General features: G+C 47.4%; 12 protein-coding genes. 5 read left to right on the top strand and 7 right to left on the bottom strand.

Annotation, left to right across the window (positions count from 1 at the left end; all coding sequences use genetic code 11):
• Positions 1-123 precede the first annotated feature (123 nt).
• Complete coding sequence (locus tag DC20_RS13760) at positions 124-3,792, bottom strand: AAA family ATPase (protein WP_071885463.1); 3,669 nt, start codon at positions 3,790-3,792, stop codon at positions 124-126.
• A gap of 401 nt (positions 3,793-4,193) precedes the next feature.
• Here DC20_RS13760 and DC20_RS13765 point away from each other — a divergent pair, with 401 nt between their 5' ends.
• Both DC20_RS13765 and DC20_RS13770 read left to right on the top strand, forming a co-directional pair.
• Positions 4,194-4,718, top strand: a complete 525-nt coding sequence (locus tag DC20_RS13765) for a YMGG-like glycine zipper-containing protein (protein ID WP_062544364.1) — start codon at positions 4,194-4,196, stop codon at positions 4,716-4,718.
• A 132-nt stretch (positions 4,719-4,850) separates the two neighbouring features.
• The gene (locus tag DC20_RS13770; protein WP_062544365.1) at positions 4,851-5,315 is read left to right on the top strand and encodes a YybH family protein; all 465 of its coding nucleotides are present in this window, start codon (positions 4,851-4,853) and stop codon (positions 5,313-5,315) included.
• A 366-nt stretch (positions 5,316-5,681) separates the two neighbouring features.
• Here the strand turns inward: DC20_RS13770 and DC20_RS13775 are convergent, their stop codons facing one another.
• The 4 genes from DC20_RS13775 to DC20_RS13790 all read right to left on the bottom strand — a co-directional run bounded on the left by DC20_RS13775 (position 5,682) and on the right by DC20_RS13790 (position 8,203).
• Entirely contained in the window at positions 5,682-6,008 is a 327-nt protein-coding gene (locus tag DC20_RS13775) for a HesB/IscA family protein (RefSeq protein WP_062544366.1), read from the bottom strand.
• 20 nt (positions 6,009-6,028) lie between these two features.
• A complete protein-coding gene (locus tag DC20_RS13780; protein WP_062544367.1) occupies positions 6,029-6,436 on the bottom strand; it encodes a hypothetical protein in 408 nt (135 codons plus the stop codon).
• Positions 6,437-6,451: 15 nt separating this feature from the next.
• Positions 6,452-6,865: a Fe-S cluster assembly scaffold IscU gene (gene iscU / locus DC20_RS13785; protein ID WP_062544368.1), complete on the bottom strand. Its 414-nt coding sequence runs from the start codon at positions 6,863-6,865 to the stop codon at positions 6,452-6,454.
• 123 nt (positions 6,866-6,988) lie between these two features.
• On the bottom strand, positions 6,989-8,203 hold the full coding sequence (locus DC20_RS13790; RefSeq protein WP_316934509.1) for an IscS subfamily cysteine desulfurase: 1,215 nt from the start codon (positions 8,201-8,203) through the stop codon (positions 6,989-6,991).
• Positions 8,204-8,322: 119 nt separating this feature from the next.
• Here DC20_RS13790 and mce point away from each other — a divergent pair, with 119 nt between their 5' ends.
• The gene (gene mce, locus DC20_RS13795; protein ID WP_062544369.1) at positions 8,323-8,721 is read left to right on the top strand and encodes a methylmalonyl-CoA epimerase; all 399 of its coding nucleotides are present in this window, start codon (positions 8,323-8,325) and stop codon (positions 8,719-8,721) included.
• Positions 8,722-9,110: 389 nt separating this feature from the next.
• Complete coding sequence (locus DC20_RS13800) at positions 9,111-10,535, top strand: CCA tRNA nucleotidyltransferase (RefSeq protein WP_062544370.1); 1,425 nt, start codon at positions 9,111-9,113, stop codon at positions 10,533-10,535.
• Positions 10,536-10,827: 292 nt separating this feature from the next.
• On the opposite strand, the gene DC20_RS13805 is transcribed toward DC20_RS13800, so the two are convergent.
• Both DC20_RS13805 and DC20_RS13810 read right to left on the bottom strand, forming a co-directional pair.
• Positions 10,828-13,311 carry a GIN domain-containing protein gene (locus DC20_RS13805; protein ID WP_062544371.1) on the bottom strand — a complete coding sequence of 828 codons (2,484 nt, stop codon included), beginning with the start codon at positions 13,309-13,311 and terminating at the stop codon, positions 10,828-10,830.
• A gap of 2 nt (positions 13,312-13,313) precedes the next feature.
• On the bottom strand, positions 13,314-13,652 hold the full coding sequence (locus tag DC20_RS13810) for a PadR family transcriptional regulator (protein ID WP_062544372.1): 339 nt from the start codon (positions 13,650-13,652) through the stop codon (positions 13,314-13,316).
• Between the two features lie 284 nt (positions 13,653-13,936).
• Between DC20_RS13810 and DC20_RS13815 the strand changes: the two genes are divergently transcribed.
• Positions 13,937-15,016: a putative type IX sorting system protein PorV2 gene (locus tag DC20_RS13815; protein WP_062544373.1), complete on the top strand. Its 1,080-nt coding sequence runs from the start codon at positions 13,937-13,939 to the stop codon at positions 15,014-15,016.
• Positions 15,017-15,019: the final 3 nt, after the last annotated feature.

Raw genomic sequence — 15,019 nt, forward strand, 5'->3', positions numbered from 1 at the left:
TGGGTTTATTTTCAAGCTGTTTCTAGAAAAACAGGCCAAAAGCCAGTATCAAAATAGAGAAAACAGAAACACCTTCTTCTTTATATAAAGAGGAAGGTGTTTCTGTTTTAAAGGAAGGCTAATCTACATTACAAGTACATTGCCGTTTACCACCCTGATACCACTTCGTCCGCCGGCTTTTTTCTCTACTACAATCTGGGTGCTGATGCGTTCTTTCAGGGCTTCTACGTGCGAGATAATGCCAATCATTTTTCCGCTGGCTTGCAGACTTTCCAACGCATCCATGGCAATGTCCAGCGTCTCAGCATCTAGTGTTCCGAAACCCTCGTCGATAAAGAGCGAATGGATTTGGGTTTTGTGGCTGGCCAGATCAGAAAGCCCCAGCGCCAAGGCAAGACTTACCAGGAAGCTCTCGCCACCAGAAAGTGAGTTCACGGAACGGGTAGCGTCTCCCTGATAGGTGTCCAATATCTGTAGTTCCAGTTCTTCGCCCTTGCTCTTCAAGATGCGGTATCGGTCGTTAAGGCGGAGCAGGTGCCGGTTGCCTAATTCCACCAAACGGGCCAGAGTAAGGCTTTGCGCATACTTACTGAACTTCTTGCCATCGGCAGAGCCGATCAGGCTGGCCAAACGAGCCCACCGTTCGGCTTCGCCTTTCTGCACGTCTAACCTTTGGGTAAGCTGCTGGTGCTTTTCGCGGAGCTCAGCGTCTTGCAATAGTTGGTGTTCCAGGCGGGCGATCTGAGCCAGATGCTGGTTCTTTTCTTCTTCCAGCGTATGAATGAGCGGTTGCAGTTCTTCCAACGTCAGTTCCGTCAGGTGTCGTTCTTTCTCAGTTAGGTGCTCAGCCCTTATTTGCAGCAAACTGTGTTCCAGTTCTGTGATCGTCTTTTCCAACTGCCGTTGCTCTTCACGCAGGCGGTTAACTTCGGCTTCAGGCAAAAGAAGGGCTTGCAGTTCTACCAAGGAAGTAAAACCAAGCGGCTGGGCTTTTTGCAGAAGAGCCGTTTCTAAGCTTGTTTGAGTCTGCTGGTTTGTCTGAAGGTCTTGCTGTTTGGCAGTGAGCTGATGTTGAAGGAAATTCAGTTGTTCCTGCTCACGCTGCAGCGTGGCTTCAGCAGATTGCAACGCTTGAGCAGCTTGCTGCAACTCTCTCTGGAGCCGTTGTTTCTCAGCTTGTGGTTGTAAGCCTTCGGGCAGAAGGTTGAAGCGTTGGGTTTGAAGCTCCTTTAGGTGTTGCCGTGTGGATTCCAGTTGCTCTTGGCGGTGTTTCAGCTCTGATTGCTTTTCCTCTACCAACTTTTTACTGTTCTCTGCTTCGGCCTTGGTTTCTGAATACCTCACCCGAAGTTCAGGCAACTGAGCCTTTCTTTGCTCATAGATATCCTTGCGCTTCTCCAGTTGAGAGAGTAGGTCTGTCCCATTGGTGCCGGAGTAGGTGAGGCCGTAGGTGCCGAAGAACCCACGAAGGGTATCCCCAATGACCTGTGCCTGCTCTGTCAAATCTTGTAGCTCTTCCTGCAGGCGTTGGACTTGGGCATCAGCGTCTGCTCGTTTTGCCGTTGATTTTTCAATTTCAAAGCGGAAACGTTGCTGGTCAGAGAGTAGTTTTTGTTCAGCCTGCCGGGCAGCGTCGGTGCGGGTGCGAAGGGCACGGAGTTTCTCCAGCGTGCCTGTGGCCTGCTGTAGTTCGGTTTTGCGGGTGGTCCAGTAGTGGTCTATGGCGTCTGAAAGGGCAATCTCATGGGCCAGTTCCAAAGCCGTATTTAGCTGCGCGAATTGGGTATGCAGCTTTTGAGCTTGCTCTCCAATTTCCTGTAGCTGGTTCTGGGTGTGTTGCTCTTCCAGCTCCAACTTGTGTACCGCAGCGGCTAGTTCCCTTTCCTGCAAAGTCAATTGCTGTAGTCGTTGTTGCTGGTGCAGAAGGTTCTGCTCGGCCTCTGTCAAGGTCTGGGGCTGGTGCTCCTCCACAAAGGGGTGGTGCGTAGAGCCGCAGAGCGGGCAAGGTTGTTCGGGCTGCAGGTGGGCACGGGCGTCTTCGTATTTCTGGATTTGCCGCTGCAGGTCCACAATCTGGTGCAAGTCTTTCAACTTTTCCTGCGCCTGTTCAACCTCAGCTTTGGTTTGGGTAAAGCCAGTGCGTTTCTGGTGCAGGTTCTGGGTTGTCTGGGCAAGTTGGTGTTGCAACGTTTGCCTGCGCGCCTCTAGTTGCAGGTAGCTTTTGCTTAGATCAACCTGTTTCTCCAACTGACTACATACTTGCGGGAGCCGATGGCACAGCTGTTCCAGCGCTTCGGGTTCCTGGCCTTGCAGGGCAGCGGTAGCTTGCTTCTGCAAATCTGCCAGCAGGGTCTGTTGTTCTTTTAATTTCTCCTCAGTGGTCTGCAACTGATTTCGCCAAGAAGCAGTGTTTTTGGTCTCGTTTTCTAAAATCAGCTTGAAATCAGCGTGCTCTTTGGTGAACTTGGCTTGCTGTTTTTGTACCTCCTCCAGGTTCCTGAGTTCTGCTTTTCCGTCATGGAGGGTCCGGATCAGTTCTTCGTCCAGGGCGTTTTCCTCCAGCCATTTCTTCAGCTGAATGCCCTGCTCTTCTATCTTTTTAAATTCAGCCTGCTTTTGTTCCAAAGACGTGGCAAGCTGCCGGACGTTGGCCTGCAGCTGGGTTGTACCCTGCTCGTCTTTTATATATTGTGCCTGTTGCGCCGCCAGGTGGGTGTCTTGCTGCAATACCTTATCTAAGCGCGGCTCTGCCTCTGTAAGAATTTGCTGCGCCTGTTCATGTGCTGTACGGGCAGCCTGGGTGGCAGTAGTCTGGGCAGATACCTTTTGTTTTTGCGCTGGCACCTGTTCCTGTAACATAGACACAGCTTTACCTATAGCCTGTCCCCGCTTCTGCACTTCTTCCAATCTGGTAAGTTCGCCTTGGAAAGGCTGGCCCTGCTCATGACAGCTTAACCTTTCACGCTGCGGTTGCCAGGTTTGGTATTCGGTTTGAGCTGAAGTTAGCTGGTTGCTGAGTTGTGTTTCTTTCTGTGTTAACTTTTGTAAGTTCTCCAGCCAGGCCTGTTGTTGATGGTGTTGCTGTACATGCTGGTTAGTCAACCGCACGGAAGCCTTCAAATCAGTGACTTCTTGGGTCAAAGCATTGCGGGTTTCCTCAGGTAAGAGTTGGTCTAGCTGCAGGCGCTGTTCAATGTCCTGAAGTTTTTGCTTTTCCGCTTTGGCCTTTTCATAAGCCACCATGGAAATTTGGGAATAGATGCGAGTATCGGTGAGTTTTTCCAAGAGTTCACTGCGTTCGCTCTCACTCGCCTTCAGGAAACGAGTAAAGTCGCCTTGGGAGAGCATAACCGAACGGAGGAACTGCTGAAAATCCAGACCGCACAAATCAATGATGCGCTGCCGGGTCTCAGAAAGACGTGATTCCAGAATCTCCTGGGTAGCGGCATTAATGAGTTCCATGACCGGGCTCTGCAGTTTGCCATCGGCTTTGCCGCGGCTCCGCCGAAGGTTCCACCGGGCTCGGTAAGTTTTTCCCTGGGCCTCAAACTCCACCTCAGACCAGCACTCGCCTGTGTGGCGGGTCATGATCTCAGAAACATCCCGCCCATGGCGCGGCACCTGTCCATACAACGCCACTGTAATGGCGTCCAGAATGGTAGTCTTGCCTGCCCCGGTAGGACCGGTAATAGCAAACAGGCCCGATTCGCTCAAAGGCGGCTCATCGAACCGAATAAGGTGCTCGCCCTGAAGCGAGTTCAGATTGAGGAAACGAACAGAAGTTATCTTCACAGGATTGGAAATATGCGAGATAGTAAAGATAACAGATTACAAGCAAGGCACGGTAGGGAAAAGACGAGCTTCTAACTAAGTTTTCATTATGAACTAGTCACTTGTTTCACTTGTGATTAATAAAGCTAGAAAATGTTTGAAATATGGGATTAAAGGAAAGGAGTTACTATCTCTTTAATCCAGATAAAAAGCACCACCTAAGTATTGATGTATCTAAATATTACAAATTCCGTTTTAGCATCTGGTAGGGGGATTTAGCCTCTGCTGGTGAACATCTCTTTCTATGTTTTTAGAAAAACTGAGTAAAACTTCTTTGTAGAAAAGTTTTCCATTTTTGGCACGGTAGTTGAAAAGAGAAAAAACATAAGAGATAAACTTTACAGACTCTAAAAAGTACTAACATGAAAAAGCTAAGTTTAATATTCGCCTTGATGTTCTTAGTGACAGTAGCTTTCAACAACGCTCAGGCGCAGGAAAGAAAAAAATGGAGCCCACAAGCAAAAGGTGCGGTGATTGGAGCTGGTACTGGTGCTGCGGCAGGTGCCATCATCAACAAGCGTAACCGTGTAGTAGGTGGGGTAGTAGGTGGTGTTGTTGGTGGAGCCGCCGGATACGGGGTTGGTAAAATCGTAGACAACAAGAGAAAGAAGAGAGAAGCTGAGTTCAACAGAAGTGTAGCAGCTAACAGAGCTTATGCTTATAGCTCTTCTAACAGATCTGCCGGTTCTTCTGCCAGAAGATCAACTTCCTCTGCGGCTAAGACTACTGCTGCAGTAGCTGCCCCAGCAGCCATGGCTTATACTGGTTATACTGCCGGTCAGCCACAAATCATGACCATGTCTAACTTATCTTTCTTACCAAACGAGCACTACGGTGACTATTCTAAGCCGTACGCAGATTCTGAATACAGAAGAAAAAGCTGGTAAGCTAGGCTAGAGCCTCATATAAAGAAAAGCCCAAGCCCTGTGCTTGGGTTTTTTTGGACCAAAATTTAAAATATTTGAAACTCCTAATATTCAATTAGAGTATGTGGGGTAATCATTCTTAAATTAATGACTATGAAACCATACCTGTTAATGTTTGTATTTGCTGCTTTGCTCTCTTCCTGCTCTAAAATGGACGAGAAAAAAGAACCAGTAAATGTGCAGCAATTGAATCAGCAATTTATAGGAGCCTGGAACAGTAAAAATTCAGCTCAACTAGATACACTTTTAGCCGAGGATGTTCACTTTGTGCAAGGTGAAGTACACTACAATGGTAAGTCTGAAGTATCACAGAAGTGGGTACGGGAAACTATGGGTACCATCGAAAATCTTCGGACGTTTGCAGTAAGTTCCGGAGCCGATGAAAACATCGCTTTTGAAGGCGGTACCTTTACCGTAGATGTGATTCCTTCTGATCGTCAATTGCCAAAAGGAGAGGGCGAGGGTAACTTTATGTTGGTTTGGAAGAAGAATGAAAAAGGAGCCTGGAAATTACACTACGCTCAACTAGAAGACCATCCGGTTCAGGTAGCTAGATAAATTTACATTTTAGCGTTAATTCAAGAAAGGCTGGAGAGGTTATCTTCAGCCTTTCTCTTTGAAGTGCTAGTAGTAGTTCCAGTTTGTATTAAGCTACAAGGGCATTAGGACTCTTCCTATCAATTAGAGCTATTCTAGTTAGTTTACATGATGCCAAATGGGGGAGACAAGTAGATTGAATAAACAATTGTTTTCGTTGTAGGATTAGTTGGCTCTAAAAAGCAAAAGCATCTTTGTTGATAATAGGAAGTTGTTATAAATACTATCCATCAGTAGGCCCTTTTTAAACCTACTTTCCTCAAAATACCCAGAAAGCAAAAAGGCACCGCATGCGGTACCTTTTTGCTTTATAATCAATGCGACTGTTTACACAGAGAAACTGTCACCGCAGCCGCAAGTACGGCTGGCGTTAGGGTTGTTGAAGAAGAAGCCTTTTCCGTTCAGTCCGTCGGAGAAGTCTAGTTCAGTGCCGGCCAGGTAAAGGAAGCTTTTCATGTCAACCACTACCTTCACGCCTTTGTCTTCAAACTCCTGGTCCATCGGCTTTACTTCATCATCGAAGTCCAATTTGTAAGACAGGCCAGAGCAACCACCCCCAGCTACAGAGGCTCTTAAACGGAAGCTGTCATCTATGTTAGAGTCTTGCTTCAGCTTTTCTACTTTTTCTTTTGCTTTATCAGAAACGGTAATCATACGCGTGTCCTTTCTTTATTTTAGGAGACCGGATTCAAAACCACACTGAAAACAGTAATGGTGTTGATATCTCGGCCGTAATATAGTTTATCCAACGCATCATACATGTTGGTCGCCCGGAAGTAGGAAGTGTTCAGCTCGCGTTCGCCCCGCGCCACCCATTGGATGGTGAAAGAGCTTTCCTGGTCACGCGATTGCCGTACATAATCCAGCATCTTCCGAAGCGCATCCACCCGGTCATATCCTGTCACCGTATGGAACAGGAATGATTGGTGGTGCCGCGGGTTCACCGTAATTAAATCAAGGCGCATCCGGTCTTCCATAGGTCGGAAGTCAAACAAAAGCTGACTTCCCTCCATGCCTAAATGATCCTCAATCTGTTTCTGAATCCGGGCGCTCTCTACGTGCATATTGGTGTTTACCTCCATGCGCTCGCAGACAGATTAATGGTGCGACTTAGCCTCTACCAATGGCTCTAAACCGTTTTTTACGCGGTAGTCATTGATAGCAGATTTGATAGCGTCCTCAGCTAAAACAGAGCAGTGAATTTTAACGGGCGGTAAGGCCAACTCTTCCACAATCTCCATGTTGTCGATGGCCAAAGCCTCGTCAACGGTTTTGCCTTTCAACCACTCCGTTGCCAGAGAAGAAGAAGCGATAGCAGAACCACAGCCGAAAGTTTTGAACTTGGCATCAGTGATTACCTGGTTCTCATCTACTTCAATCTGCAGACGCATTACGTCACCGCACTCAGGGGCACCTACTAAACCAGTACCCACGTTTGATTTTGATTTGTCCAGCGTACCTACGTTACGTGGGTTGCTGTAATGATCGATTACTTTATCTGAATAAGCCATGGCTTTGTGTTAATTAAAGTTTAATAAGTATGAAATAAGAAGCAGAAGTAAGTACCTAGTATATACGCTTCTAAAGCGAAGTTGATAACCTAGGTGACTTATATCTGCCTGTTAAATAAAATCTTAGTGTTCTGCCCACTCTACAGAGTCAAGGTCTATACCCTCTTTGAACATTTCCCATAAGGGGGATAGTTCACGGAGTTTAGTAACGGCCTCTTTCACGTGGCTGATAGCGAAGTCAACTTCCTCTTCCGTAGTGAAACGGCTTAAGCCAAAACGCAAAGAAGAGTGTGCCAGGTCATCGCTCATGCCCATGGCCTTCAACACATAAGAAGGCTCCAGAGAAGCAGAAGTACAGGCTGAGCCAGAAGAAACGGCAATGTCTTTTACGCCCATCATCAAGCCTTCACCCTCTACATATTTGAAGGAGATATTGCTTACGTGGGGCAGACGGCTTTCTTTGTTTCCGTTCAGGTAAGACTCTTCCATTTGCAGCAACTCGCGCTCCAAGCGGTCACGCATGGCAATGATACGAGCAGTATCAGAGGCCATATCAGTACGGCAGATCTCAGCGGCTTTGCCTAAACCAACAATACCAGGTACGTTCAAGGTACCAGAACGCATGCCACGCTCGTGTCCGCCACCGTCCATCTGGGCAGTAACTTTCACCCGTGGGTTTTTACGACGCACGTACAAGGCACCAACACCTTTAGGTCCATACATTTTGTGACCAGAGAAGGCCATCAGGTCAATACCGTCAGCTTCTACGTCTACCGGAATTTTACCTACGGCTTGAGTAGCATCTGAGAAGAAAAGAACACCGTGCTTTTTGGCAATCTGTCCAATCTCTCTGATGGGTTGTACCACGCCCACTTCATTGTTACCATACATGATAGAGATCAGGATGGTCTTGTCAGTGATGGCAGCTTCCAGCTCTTGTAAATCAATAAGACCTTCATGGTTTACTTGTAAGTAAGTAACCTGTCCGCCTATTTTCTCGATATGCTTACACGTATCCAACACCGCTTTGTGCTCAGTGGTGGCCGTGATAATGTGGTTTCCTTTAGAAGCGTACATTTCAAACACCCCTTTGATGGCTAAGTTATCAGACTCAGTAGCACCAGAGGTGAAGATAAGCTCTTTAGGGTTGCAGTTGATCAACGCAGCGATTTGCTCACGAGCGTAGTCAACAGCTTCCTCGGCGGCCCAACCGAAAGGGTGATTGCGGGACGCAGCGTTCCCGAAGTGATTAGTAAAGTATGGCAACATGGCCTCCAACACGCGCGGATCCATTGGCGTGGTGGCATTGTTATCTAGATAAATCGGAAATTTCAGCATCTTCGTCAGTAGTTTTCCTTTAATGGCTTATCAAAAAAACAGTTTTTCGCTACAGTTAGTTTGATTTGCACGCAAAAATACACAAAAAACATTACTTAGAATACCTTTAAATAAACCGTATGCATGTAGAACATATTGGCATTGCCGTAAGAAATTGTCAAGACGCAAATCAGTTGTTTGCCAAATTACTAGGCGCAGAGCCTTATAAGGCAGAAAAAGTTGAAAGCGAAGGGGTTAATACTTCCTTTTTTCACGTGGGGAACACCAAGATAGAACTGTTAGAGGCTACAGCCGAACATAGCGCTATTGCCAAGTTCATAGAGAAGAAAGGGGAGGGAATCCACCACATCGCCTTTGAAGTGGAGGATATTGTAGCCGAGATGGAGCGGCTGAAAGCGGAAGGTTTCCAACTCCTGAATGAGGCCCCAAAACGTGGCGCTGACAATAAGTTGGTGTGCTTCGTGCACCCAAAATCTGCCAATGGGGTGCTGGTGGAATTGTGCCAAGAGATACGCTAAAGGCGCTTTTGAGTAAGTTTCGATGCTAATTTTGTGAAATAAGCCTCAAAACAAGAAAGTGGTAAATCCTATACATGTGGTGTTTATGTATTAGCGGTCCTTTCAAGGAGCCGAAAGGGTTTTACGAGGTTGCGGCTCATGGCTAGTCTGAATTCTATACAAACTAGAGGAAGATAAGGGAAGTCTAATACTATCCTGCAGTAAACCAAGTGTAGCGGAGGTGAATAGAGGACAACTGATTAATGAAACAGTTACCTCTAGCTAACTTAAGCAGAGAAAAAGCGGCATTTGCCAAACGTGCAGGCTTGCGTTACCTTTGCAGCCCAATTATTCCTTTGGCAGTAAAGTGATTTACTGTTGATTAACCCATTTACATCAATTCATTGCTCATGACCCAAGACATCACCCTTCCAGAACATCCGGTCTTTGCTGTTGTCGCGGAAGCTGCCCGCGAATTGAAGGTGGAGGCTTACGTCATTGGTGGTTTTGTGCGGGATCTGGTATTGAAACGGCCTTCAAAGGACATTGATGTGGTGTGTATTGGGAACGGAATTGACCTGGCGCAACTAGTTGCCAGTAAACTGCCCAACAAGCCTAAGGTAGCTGTGTTCAAGAACTTCGGGACGGCCATGCTGCGCACCCAGGATGGTTGGGAAGTAGAATTTGTGGGTGCCCGCAAGGAGTCTTACCGGTCCGATTCCCGAAAGCCGGAAGTTGAACAGGGCACGTTGGAGGATGACTTAAACCGCCGTGATTTTACCATCAATGCCATGGGCATCAGTCTCAACGAAGGTAATTTCGGGGAGCTGATTGACCGGTTTGAAGGCATGAAAGACATCCGCCGGAAGAACATCAAAACCCCGCTGGAGCCGGGTATTACTTTCTCTGATGATCCGCTGCGAATGATGCGTGCCATTAGGTTTGCCTCGCAACTCAACTTTGACATAGACCCAGATACCTTTGATGCCATTGGAGCAAACAAAGACCGGATTAAGATTGTGTCACAGGAGCGGATTACGGACGAGTTGAACAAGATTATCCTTTCCAAACAGCCTTCTTACGGTTTCAAGCTGTTGTTCCAGACCGGTTTATTGCACCTCATTTTCCCTAAAATGGTGAAACTGCATGGCGTGGAAACCATCAACAAGAACTCGCACAAAGACAACTTCTACCATACGCTGCAGGTGTTGGACAACGTGGCCGAGGTTTCAGATGACCTATGGCTCCGCTGGGCCGCCATTCTCCACGACATTGCCAAGCCTGAAACCAAGCGCTACAACGAAAAAGTAGGTTGGACCTTCCACGGCCACGAAGACCGTGGTGCCCGCCAAGTGCCAAAAATCTTCGCTGATCTGCGCTTGCCCCTGAACGACCACATGAAGCAGGTGCAGAAATTAGTGAGACTCCATCTGCGTCCCATTGCCTTGGTGAAGGAAACCGTTACAGATTCTGCCATCCGGAGATTGTTGTTTGAGGCCGGAGATGACATTGACCTGCTCATGCAGCTTTGCAAAGCAGATATCACCTCCAAAAACAACGACAAAGTAAAACGCTACCTGCAAAACTTCGAGCGGGTAGAGCAGAAACTGAAAGAAGTAGAGGAAAAAGACAGTCTCCGCAACTTCCAACCGGTAATCACAGGTGACCTGATCATGCAAACTTTTGGAATTTCTCCATCAAAAGAGGTAGGCATTCTGAAAAACGCTATTACTGAAGCAATCTTAGAAGGCGAGATCCGAAACGAGTATGATGAGGCCTTTGCTTTCCTGTTGGAAAAAGGTAAAAAGTTGGGGCTGGAGCCAGTGGCTTCTTAACCCTTGAAGATAATAAGGGGCTTTCACATAAAAGGAGCCGTTTAGAGCCTCATTTAAAAAACAGGCTCTAAACGGCTCCTTCGCTTTGGCGAGTTAAATTTCTAACCATCGCGCATTTTCACTGGCAGAACTTTTCTCAATTGTCAAAGAAACTAGGGGGAAAACATAAGGAGGACTTTGCCAGAAGCGCGTCCTCCTTATACAAAGGCTCCTCTAAGAAATCCAGAGAAGAGAAGCCTTTGGTATTTTTAGTTTCCAGCCAATTTTCAGGAAACCGGCCTTAAACAACTTTCTATCTGCGACGGCTCACGTGAGAGCCACCTGACTGATTCATTTCTACTTGCTGAACCTCGCCCATGTAGTTAATTGAACTGGCTCCGCTAGCATCTGCTCTGAGGAATTCTTTCACGTTTACAACCACCTCGCTGGCACCGCTTACATCTACTTCCGCGCGTTGGGCAGTCAATTTAGAAGCTTCCACTTTGCTGGCACCGCTACCATTAACGGAAAGGTCATCTGAGTGGCCTTTTAGGTTGGTAGAGGCCGCCCCGCTTAGTTGTATTTCCAATCGGCCTGTGTTGATGTTCATGGCTACCTCGCTCGCGCCAGATTGCCTAAGGGTGAAATTATCTGGGTTAAACCCGATCACTTCAGCTTTTACGGCTCCGCTGATATCTACCAAAGACAAGTCTGGCGTTTCTACCTCAATCAAGACAAGGCTCTTGTTTACATCCCAAAGCCTGAAGAACTCGCTGTCACGTTTGATTTTCAAGACTCCGTCTTGTACCCGAAGCCGCAGTTTCTCTAACTCGTCTGATGGGCCGGTAACCCGCACGTGATGGCGGTAAGATTGGCGAACCCTGATGTGGTAGCCGCCTCCGGCCTCAATTTGGTTGAAATCGCGTACGTTGTAGATTTTAGAAACCCCATCATAATCATCTTCCAGAATGGCGAGGTTATCTCCAAGGCCTGCTGCCGGGCGTCTGCTGGAAGTACTTACGGTGGTGTCAACCTTACTGCAGGTGATGCAATCCAAGCGACCATTTATCATTTGCCAGGTGTTGGAGGCCAAATCATCCGCGTAATATTCTCCATCGGTCACCTTATGGGAGAAGTGGTCAGCGAAGCCTTCAGAGAACCGAAGCTGTTTTCCTTCCGGTATCAGAATTCTAAGGTCAAAGTCCTGGTCACGGAAAATAGCGTTTGAGTTAAAGGTGAACGCATCATCGAACCGAAGCATGGAATCTTGCTGCACCATTTTGTAGGAAATCATTTGGGCGTTCCTGATGGCGTCTTCCTCATTCAAGCCCTTGGCGCGGGCGGTTTGGATCACCTTTACATCAGTACCAGTATGGCTTTCAAACTTGATGCCCATACGGTGCCCGTATTGATGGTTGGTATCTCTGATGTTGAAAAATATGGTGTTGTATGCGGCGGCGGGGAAAGACCGCTCTGTGGCGTACTCACCCGTTTCCTGGAAATTACGGGAAGTCAAAGCGATTCCACTGATCAAGGCAGCTACGGCTATCAACCATACTCCCAGCATAGGCCAGCCTACAGTTGGGCGGAGTAAAAACTTCTTGGCCAATAAACCAACCCCAAGCAGGAAAAGAAGCAGTGCAGGAATGATACCGGCAAAGAACCCAGCCCAAAACATCCAGGAAGGAACAGCGTTCACGAAAGCGGCGGCGGGAATCTCCCCGAAGTTGAAGTACTCAGGTTTATCATATATGCCTAGCCCTACCATCAAGCCAGCTAACAAGGCTACCATAAAGGCTCCTGATACAACCATCATCAATAGGCCTGCAAAAACCCGTATCATTGTGATCAGGAAGCCCATCACTGGGTGAAGCACTCTTGACAATGCCTGAATAATCTGTGAAACCAAACGTACCGGGAACAATAGGACTTTGGCTAAGGTGCTCTCCTGCCCGTTAGCGTCCTGCATGTTCAAACTGTTTTTAACGGATGCTTCTATACTGGAGAGCGTGACGGGGTTTCCCTGCATTTGCACCCGCTCTGTTATGGTTTTCGCCTCTGGGACCGCAATCCACAGAATGATGTATGGAATTAGCCCGAAACCTCCAATTAAAAACATGATTAGAAACAGCAACCGGATGATGGCAACGTCTGCCCCAAAATAGATGGCGATACCACTAGCCACCCCACCCAACTTCTTGTCTATTGGGTCGCGAAACAATTTACGCGCCTGTATCTCTGGTAAAGCTTCATTCTTGGGTAAAGCCACCCAACAAATGGCATACAGGATTACACCAAATAAGGTAAACCCTCCCGTAAACGGCACGCCTAATACTAGAATCACAAAGGCCATCCGTACCCAAAGCGGGTCCATTTGCAGGTAGTTGGCAATACCTGCCGCTACCCCAGCCAGAACTTTGCGGTTCACGTCGCGGTAAAGACGTTTCTGTTCACCCGGAACTGGCTCAAAAGGAGGAGTGGTGGCAGAGTTGCCCTGAGTTTTACCAGAGGCTGCTTCCGCCTCTTCGGCTTCCACGGTTTCAAAGTCAGCTATGGTTCCCATCTGAGAGATAAGCCCTTGCACATCCTCGCGGGTGATGACCTGCTTGCCAGGGTTCAGGCGGGAGAAGAAAATCTCCGCAATCCGCGACTCAATGTCTGCCACAATTTCTTCGTGCCCCTCATAAGAGGAGAAGTACGTCTTTATGGCGGCAAGGTACTGGCTCAACATCTCGTAGCCGTCTTCCTCCACGTGGAAGATCATGCCTTGCAAGTTGACACTTATATTCTTTTTCATGGCTAGTTGGATTTCTTGCGGTTGATGATGAAGGTGGTGGAGTCTACCAGTTCCTGCCACGTATGGCGAAGTTGTTCAAGGAACTCCCTGCCAGTGGCGGTGAGGGTGTAATACTTGCGGGGCGGTCCCGAGGTGGATTCAACCCAGGAGTAGTCCAGGAGGCCGGCGTTCTTCAATCTGGTCAGTAATGGGTAGAGCGTCCCCTCCACTACAATCATCTTGGCGGCGGTCAACTCCTCCAGCATGTCAGAGGCGTAGACCTCGCCGCGGGCGATGATCTCCAGAATGCAGTACTCCAGAATCCCTTTCCGCATCTGCACTTGTGTGTTTTCTACTTTCATGGTCTGTGAGTCTGAATGATTGATACAAATATATAAGAAGGTACTATGTAAAACAAGGTACTGTTGAAATATATTTTTAGTTGCAAGTTTCTGAAAGAAAAGGTGTGGTAAGTACTTAGGAGTGTCCTTGAGCCAGGGAGAAGAAGGTGCGGAAGGAAATTGGAATAAAGTTGGAACGGTATACTTTAAATGGATGTAATACCGCTGGAATTACGTTGCTATAATATAGAGGCAGGGCCTTATATTTACATGTTATTTCCGTATATGACTTATAACTATTTTGTATGGTTAAAAACCTATTACTCTTTTTATCCCTTCTGATTCTTTTCTTTCTGTCTGGCATTGCTCAGGCACAAAATATTTCTGCACCAAAATACAGCAACGAGTTCCTTAACATTGGAGTAGGGGCAAGGGCTTTGGGAATGGGAGGGGTTCAATCAGCCATTGTTCGTGATGCCACTGCGGGCTTCTGGAACCCAGCAGGTCTGGTGGGGTTGCCTAAGCGCCACAATGCGGTGTACATGCACTCAGAGCTTTTTGCGGGCATTATCAAAAACGACTACGGCTCCTACGCCACTAATCTTGATTCTACCAGTGCCCTTGCTTTTTCAGTGATCCGCGTGGGTGTAGACGACATTGCAGATACCCGACGCCTGCAAAATGAATATGGCGCTATTCAGTACGATAGCATTGAATTCTTCTCGGTGGCAGATTATGCGTTTCTAGCCTCTTACGCCCGCCAAAGTAATCTTATACCTGGGTTAACATTAGGAGCCAACGCTAAAATCATCTACCGTAACGTAGGAAAGTTTGCCAATGCCTGGGGGTTTGGGATTGATGCCGGAGCCCAATTGCGCAGAGGGAACTGGCAGTTTGGATTGGTTGCCAAAGACATCACCACCACCTTCACTGCTTGGAAACTTAACCCCGATGAACTTGAAAGCACCTATCTACAAGAGGAGGAATCTTTTAATGCCAACAGCATAGAAGTTACGCTGCCTCGTCTGATTTTGGGAGTGGGCAGGTCCTTTCAGTTTGCTAAACGTTTTTCGGCCTTGGTTGCCACTGATTTAGAAATAACAACTGACGGAAAACGAAATACCCTTTTATCTACTGGCGTGGTTTCTGTTGATCCAAAAGTTGGGTTGGAAATTGGGTATGCTAATGCAGTGTTCTTGCGCGGAGGCTTTAATAACGTGCAACAGATTGAAGACTTAAATGGGAAGAGTAGTTGGAAAGTGCAGCCCAACTTTGGGATTGGTGTAGCTACAAATGGGTTGCAGTTGGATTTAGCCTTGTCCAAGGTGTCAGATAACTCTCAAGCTTCTTCGGTGATTGTTTCTTTGGCTTATAGTTTTGATTGATCT

Source organism: Rufibacter tibetensis, from assembly GCF_001310085.1.
GTDB lineage: Bacteria > Bacteroidota > Bacteroidia > Cytophagales > Hymenobacteraceae > Nibribacter > Nibribacter tibetensis.

Coding starts and splice junctions, on each gene's coding strand:
- DC20_RS13765 (WP_062544364.1), top strand. CDS start 4,194: ATGAAAAAGCTAAGTTTAATATTCGCCTTGATGTTCTTAGTGACAGTA.
- DC20_RS13770 (WP_062544365.1), top strand. CDS start 4,851: ATGAAACCATACCTGTTAATGTTTGTATTTGCTGCTTTGCTCTCTTCC.
- DC20_RS13775 (WP_062544366.1), bottom strand. CDS start 6,008: ATGATTACCGTTTCTGATAAAGCAAAAGAAAAAGTAGAAAAGCTGAAG.
- DC20_RS13780 (WP_062544367.1), bottom strand. CDS start 6,436: ATGGAGGTAAACACCAATATGCACGTAGAGAGCGCCCGGATTCAGAAA.
- iscU (WP_062544368.1), bottom strand. CDS start 6,865: ATGGCTTATTCAGATAAAGTAATCGATCATTACAGCAACCCACGTAAC.
- DC20_RS13790 (WP_316934509.1), bottom strand. CDS start 8,203: ATGCTGAAATTTCCGATTTATCTAGATAACAATGCCACCACGCCAATG.
- mce (WP_062544369.1), top strand. CDS start 8,323: ATGCATGTAGAACATATTGGCATTGCCGTAAGAAATTGTCAAGACGCA.
- DC20_RS13800 (WP_062544370.1), top strand. CDS start 9,111: ATGACCCAAGACATCACCCTTCCAGAACATCCGGTCTTTGCTGTTGTC.
- DC20_RS13805 (WP_062544371.1), bottom strand. CDS start 13,311: ATGAAAAAGAATATAAGTGTCAACTTGCAAGGCATGATCTTCCACGTG.
- DC20_RS13810 (WP_062544372.1), bottom strand. CDS start 13,652: ATGAAAGTAGAAAACACACAAGTGCAGATGCGGAAAGGGATTCTGGAG.
- DC20_RS13815 (WP_062544373.1), top strand. CDS start 13,937: ATGGTTAAAAACCTATTACTCTTTTTATCCCTTCTGATTCTTTTCTTT.